Below are 4,840 nucleotides of genomic sequence, written 5' to 3' on the forward strand. Positions count from 1 at the left end.
CGCCAGCGAGACCGCGACCGCGCTGGTCGCCGCCTGCATCATGGTCCCGCAGGCTGTGCTGGCGGTCTGCGCGCCGGCGGTCGGGCGCGCCGCCGAGCGCTACGGGCGCTATCCGGTGCTGCTCGTCGGCTTCGCGGCCCTGCCCGTGCGCGGCCTGCTCTTCGCCTACACCACCGACCCCTACCTGCTGGTCGCGATCCAGGTCCTCGACGGCGTCTCGGCCTCGGTGCTCGGCGTGATGGTGCCGCTCGTCGTCTCGGACCTCACCCGCGGCACCGGACGGTTCAACCTCGCCCTCGGGGCGGTCGGCACCGCCATGGGCATCGGCGCGGCGCTGTCCACGTCGCTGGCCGGCGTCATGGCCGACCGGCTCGGCAGCCAGACCGCGTTCCTGGGCCTCGCCGTCGTCGGGCTGGCCGCCTTCCTGCTCGTCTCCCTCGCCATGCCGGAGACCCGGCGCGGTCCGGAGCCGGCGTGAGCGCGGCGCGGCACCGGAATCGCATATCGGTCAAGCGCCGTTCAGATTCCGCGGTTAAAACGGGGTAGGGGGCCTGCTCGCCGCGGCCGCGTGCAACATATGGTAACGCTGTCGCGTTGCCGCCTCGTGCCGGCCCGCCCTCGCCCGTGATCATCCGCACCGCAACACCCTGTCCGCCGCGCATCAGCGTCGTTCGAAATCGAGATCTCATCGCGATGGAAGACCTCTGCCAATACGCCGACAGGCCGTTCGCCTTCGTGGGGCGCTACCTCCGGCGCCGCTGGCTGCCGCATCTGGTGATCCTGGTCTCGGTGCTGGGCGCCGTCGGCTTCTCGGTAAGCACGGATTACGCGCTGAAGGGCGTGGTCGACGCGCTCGGCAAGGGGCCGGAGGCCAACCTCGTCTGGGGGGCGCTCGCCGTCCTCATCGCCTTCATCGCCGCCGACAACCTGCTCTGGCGCGTGGCCGCGCTGGTAGGCGCCTTCACGTTCGTGGGGGTGACCGGCGACATCCGCCGCGACCTGTTCCGGCACATGACCGGCCACTCGCCGACCTTCTTCTCCGACCGGCAGCCGGGCACGCTGGCGTCCCGCATCACGGCGACCTCGAACGCGATCTTCACGGTCGAGAACATGTTCGTGTTCAACGTGATGCCGCCCTGCGTCGCGGCCGTGGGCTCACTGATCTACATCAGCACCGTCAACGTCACGATGGCGGCGGTGCTCGCCGCGGTCTTCGCCTCCGTCGTCGTGCTGATGTTCAAGATGGCGTCCGCCGGCAAGCCGCTGCACCACGACTTCGCCGCCAAGGCCGCGAGCGTGGACGGCGAGATGGTCGATCTCGTCGGCAACATGCCGCTCGTGCGCGCCTTCTCGGCCTTCAAGCGCGAGGGAATCCGCTTCGAGGGCACGATCAAGACCGAGATGAGCGCGCGCCGCTCGTCGCTGCTCTATCTCGAGAAGCTGCGCATCGTGCACGCGGTGCTCACCGTGCTGGCGATCTTCGGCCTGCTCTACTGGGCGATCTCGATGTGGCAGATCGGCCAGGCCACGAACGGCCAGGTCGTGCTGGTCTGCACGCTCGGCATCCGCATCCTGGCCGCGACCCGCGACCTCGCGGTCGCCCTGGTCGATGCCACCCAGCACACCGCCCGCCTGTCCGAGGCCCTGCACACCCTGCTGCAGCCGCACGATCTCGTCGATCACCCGGAAGCCAAGGCGCTCACCGGACAGGGAGCCCGGATCACCTTCAACCACGTCGCCTTCGATTACCCGGACGGCCGCTCGGTCTTCACGGATTTCGACCTCGGCATCGAGCCGGGCCAGAAGGTCGGCCTCGTCGGCAAGTCGGGCGGGGGCAAGTCGACCCTGTTCTCGCTGATCCAGCGCTTCTACGACGTGAAGGGCGGGCAGATCCTGATCAACGACCAGAACATCGACCGCGTGACCCAGGAATCGCTGCGCGAGGCGATCACGGTGGTGCCGCAGGACGTGTCGATGTTCCACCGCTCCCTGCGCGAGAACATCCGCTACGGCCGGCCCGACGCGACCGACGAGGAGGTCTGGAAGGCGGCCGAGGCCGCGCACTGCACCGACTTCATCAAGGCCCTGCCGGAGGGCTTCGACACGATCGTGGGCGACCGCGGCGTGAAGCTCTCGGGGGGCCAGCGCCAGCGCATCGCCATCGCGCGCGCCATCCTGAAGAACTCGCCGATCCTGCTCCTCGACGAGGCGACCTCCGCGCTCGACGCCGAGTCCGAGGAGGCGATCCGCCACGCGCTCGCCAACCTGATGGAGGGCCGCACCGTGATCGCGATCGCCCACCGCCTCTCGACGCTGAAGGACTTCGACCGGATCGTCGTGCTGGAGGGCGGCCGGATCATCCAGGACGGCTCGCCCGAGAAGCTCACGCATCTCGACGGCTTCTACCGCGAGTTGATCAAGAAGGAATCGATGTCGCTGGCCCAGGCCGCGGCCTGAGCCGGCGCGTCGGCGCGCTGTCCGTCGGGGGCAGTGCGGGCCATCCTTGCCGCCGTCATCCCAGGGCGCCGAAGGCGAACCTGGGATGACGGCGGGGAAGCCGGACCGGGGCGGTCGCCCTCGGCTCAGGCCGCCCGCGCAGCAGCCAGCGTCGCGTGCTCGGCCTGCACCAGCACGTCGAGGGCGCCCCAGGGCTTCTGGATGAAGACCGCCTCCTTGGGCATCCGAGCGTCGCCGCGCGCATCCTCGCCCGACGTCACGACGACCCGGACATCCGGCCAGCGGTCCTCGACCGTGCGGGCGAGCGAGATGCCATCCATCGCGCCCGGCAGGCGGACGTCGGCGAAGAGCAGGGCGACGTTGACGTCGCTGCGCTCCAGGATGGAGATCGCGTCCTCCGCGCTCGCGCACGCGATGACGTCGAGGTCGGTCTCCTCCAGGACCGCGGCGGCGAGGTTGCGGACCGCGTCGTCGTCCTCCACCACGAGGGCGACGGGACAGTCTGGCAGTGCTTGACCCATGGGGTCTCCTTCGATCTTCGAGATGCCTGTCGGTAGCCTCCACGGTGCGGCCTCGTTGCTGGGCCGCTGATTCCCCGATTCGGCGATGGTGCGCCGCCTGGAACGCAGGAACAAGAGTCGTGCGCGGCCGATGCGCCGGAGGCGGGACTGATCGGCGCGTTCGACCGTGCGTGCGGGTTGCCCGCTGTGCCGGCAACGCACCAGGCCGGCACCTGTTGCGCCGCGTTAAGAACCTGTTCACCCTGTCAGGCCGTAAATGACCGTTCCATGACGGCGGGTGCCGTGACGGTACGCCCCTTGCGTGTCGGATGGGCTCGGAACGGAGCCGCGGGCCGAATGGGCGTCTCGATTGCGCCGCACCCGCGTCACGCGGTGGGCGCGAACGGCGTGCTCCATCACGGATCGCGCGAATTGGGGGTGTGCGTCAGCCATGTGCCGCTTTCTCGCCTACAGCGGTGAGCCGGTCTTCCTGTCCGAGCTGGTCTGCGCGCCCGCGCATTCCCTGGTGCACCAGTCGCTGCACGCCGACGAGGGGAAGACCGAGACCAACGGGGACGGCTTCGGCATCGGCTGGTACGGCGAGCGGGCCGAACCCGGCGTCTACCGGGACATCTCCCCGGCCTGGTCGGACGAGAACCTCGTGAACCTCTGCGGGCAGGTCCGCGCCCGGACCTTCTTCGCCCATGTGCGCGCCGCCACCGGCACCGCCACCGCGCGGGCGAACTGCCACCCCTTCGCGCACGGCCCCTACCTGTTCATGCACAATGGCCAGATCGGCGGCTATCACCGGATCAAGCGGCGCCTGGAGGCGCTGATCCCGGACGCGCTCTACGACCGCCGCCGCGGCAGCACGGATTCCGAGGCGATCTTCCTGCTGGCGCTCGCCAACGGGCTGGCCGACGACCCCGTCGGCGCGATGGCGGAGACGCTGGCCCAGGTGCGCGGCCTGATGCAGGGCGCGGGCGTCTGCGAGCCCCTGCGCTTCACCGCGCTCCTCACGGACGGCGAGACCCTGACGGCCTATCGCTGGGCCTGCGACGGGCGCCCGCCGAGCCTGTACTACCGCGAGACCGAGACCGGGCTGGTGGTGGTCTCCGAGCCGATCGACGGCTGCCGCGAGGGCTGGACCGTGGTGCCGAAGGGCGGGACCCTGCGAGCGCGCCGCGGCGGACCGGTCACGGTGCAGGGCCCCGAACTCGGCGCGTCGGCGGCGCGGGCACGCGTGGCGGCCTGATCCGGCGCGCGGGCCAAGCGCCGCACCCGGCAGCGTGAACGGACGCGGCGGCGGCGCGTTCCCCCGGCCGGAGACAGAGGAACCCCATGCAGCAGACCGAGTACGGCCGGACCGCGGCCAACGCCCCCACCCACCGCGTCGGCGAGGACGTCAACGAGGTCGATCAGCTCTCCAGCGTCACGCTGCTGGGACTGGCCGTCGCCGGAGCGGTGGTCATGCTGCTGCTGGTGCGCCTCGCGGGGGGCTGAGGCGTCCGTCCGCGGACGCCCGATGCTGCCGCGCTAGTCCGCCCGGGCGATGCAGTCCGCGATCGCCTCGAGCAGGCCCGCATCCTCGCCCGCCATCGCGTCCATCGCCGCCATGCGGCGCAGCACGGTCGCGGCGATCGCCTCCTCCACGGTATCCTCCGCGTAGGCGTAGTGGATCACCGCGGCCTCGCCGTCGCGGTGGCAGCGGCCCTCGATCTGGGCGAGCTGGATCGCGCTGTGGCGCATGTCGTGGACGACGAGCGCGCGGGTCCGCTCGCCGCCCGGCAGCTCGTTCCGGTGCAGCGAGATCGATTCGGTGACCGTGAAGACGACGGCATCGAGCGCGCCCGTCTGGAAGGCGAGGCGGGCGGCCTCGTTAC

General features: G+C 70.9%; 5 protein-coding genes and 1 pseudogene. 4 read left to right on the plus strand and 2 right to left on the minus strand.

Features of this window, described 5'->3' with window-relative positions; genetic code table 11:
* Together AX737_RS15520 and AX737_RS15525 are read left to right on the plus strand one after the other, a co-directional pair.
* Positions 1 to 478, plus strand: a 478-nt coding sequence (locus AX737_RS15520) for an MFS transporter (protein ID WP_156453745.1), incomplete at its 5' end; no start/stop codon positions are given.
* 215 nt (positions 479 to 693) lie between these two features.
* Positions 694 to 2,457: an ABC transporter ATP-binding protein gene (locus tag AX737_RS15525; protein ID WP_066922758.1), complete on the plus strand. Its 1,764-nt coding sequence runs from the start codon at positions 694 to 696 to the stop codon at positions 2,455 to 2,457.
* Between the two features lie 125 nt (positions 2,458 to 2,582).
* Here AX737_RS15525 and AX737_RS15530 read toward each other — a convergent pair whose 3' ends face one another.
* Positions 2,583 to 2,978, minus strand: a complete 396-nt coding sequence (locus AX737_RS15530) for a response regulator (protein WP_066922760.1) — start codon at positions 2,976 to 2,978, stop codon at positions 2,583 to 2,585.
* A gap of 430 nt (positions 2,979 to 3,408) precedes the next feature.
* Here AX737_RS15530 and AX737_RS15535 point away from each other — a divergent pair, with 430 nt between their 5' ends.
* Both AX737_RS15535 and AX737_RS34490 read left to right on the plus strand, forming a co-directional pair.
* Positions 3,409 to 4,212 carry a class II glutamine amidotransferase gene (locus tag AX737_RS15535; protein ID WP_066922762.1) on the plus strand — a complete coding sequence of 268 codons (804 nt, stop codon included), beginning with the start codon at positions 3,409 to 3,411 and terminating at the stop codon, positions 4,210 to 4,212.
* An 86-nt stretch (positions 4,213 to 4,298) separates the two neighbouring features.
* Complete coding sequence (locus tag AX737_RS34490; protein WP_197430596.1) at positions 4,299 to 4,460, plus strand: hypothetical protein; 162 nt, start codon at positions 4,299 to 4,301, stop codon at positions 4,458 to 4,460.
* Positions 4,461 to 4,493: 33 nt separating this feature from the next.
* On the opposite strand, the pseudogene AX737_RS15540 reads toward AX737_RS34490, so the two are convergent.
* Positions 4,494 to 4,840: pseudogene (locus AX737_RS15540) on the minus strand (restriction endonuclease subunit R); the annotation flags it as partial.

It is taken from the genome of Methylobacterium sp. CCH5-D2, assembly GCF_001556475.1.
GTDB lineage: Bacteria > Pseudomonadota > Alphaproteobacteria > Rhizobiales > Beijerinckiaceae > Methylobacterium > Methylobacterium hispanicum.